Raw genomic sequence first — 1,044 nt, 5'->3', positions numbered from 1 at the left:
ACACGGCGGTTTCAATAGTTGACGTGCACGGACTGATAGGCTGTGGCTAAATCATAAAAGCCACCGTTTATCAGTCTTTCTTTTGACATGGCTCGTTTTACCGTTGTGAGGTTGGCGCACAACCAATGTCCTTTTCGGCTATTAGCCGCCATACATGCGTAGTATTCTGGTATACCCATCTTAATCAGATTTCTCTTCTTTGTTTTGGGTAGTTTCCACTGTTTCCATATGCACATACGTATTCTGTGATAGAGCCATCCGTTGATGTCATCTATGTTATTCTTCATGCTCGCTATCCCATAGTAGTTAAGCCATCCTCTTGCATAAACCTTGATTTTCTCAAGGCTAGGCTTGATTGACTGTACAGACTTACGGGAAGATAACTCTTTCAGCCTAGACTTAAACTTCTTCCATGACTTTGGATGAACTCTGACATAAATGCCACTTCCGTTCCTTCCCAACGCAAAGCCAAGGAATTTAAAATTTCGGATTGCAAACACGCTGACAATTCGGCTTTTCTCTCTGTTAACTGTTAATTTCAGCTTCTCTTCAAGATATCTCGTACTGCTTTCCAAAAGTCTCTCCGAAGCTCGTTTGCTCTTTGCAAGGAGCACAATGTCGTCCGCATATCTGATGCATGGAACTCCTCTCTTCAAGAACTCTTGGTCAAACTCATTGAGGTAGATGTTCGCAAGCAGTGGTGACAGATTCCCTCCCTGTGGAGAGCCTTCCTCTGTTTCCATGACCACCCCATTTTCCATTACCCCACTTTTCAGATAACGTTTAATGAGCTGTACTACACGTTCATCCTTCACGTTCTTCCGAAGGAGATTGATAAGGATTTCGTGATTCAGTGTATCAAAGTATTTCGATAAATCCAATACTACTGCAAATGTGTAGCCTTGCTCTGCATACTCCTTCACTTTAAGAATTGCATCTTTTGCACTTCTGTTTGGACGATAGCCGAAGCTATCATCTGCAAACAGCGGTTCATAGATTGGCACTAACATTTGGGTTATTGCCTGTTGAAGGGTTCGGTCTATC

The 1,044-nt window shown here is 42.7% G+C and carries 1 protein-coding gene; it reads right to left on the bottom strand.

The window, feature by feature from the left end:
• Positions 1–11: 11 nt before the first annotated feature.
• On the bottom strand, positions 12–1,044 hold a 1,033-nt coding region (gene ltrA, locus ACQRBH_RS17230; RefSeq protein WP_427762682.1), incomplete at its 5' end, for a group II intron reverse transcriptase/maturase.

Source organism: Bariatricus sp. SGI.161, assembly GCF_050313695.1.
GTDB lineage: Bacteria > Bacillota > Clostridia > Lachnospirales > Lachnospiraceae > JAFBIX01.
This window is presented reverse-complemented; position numbering and strand designations above follow the sequence as displayed.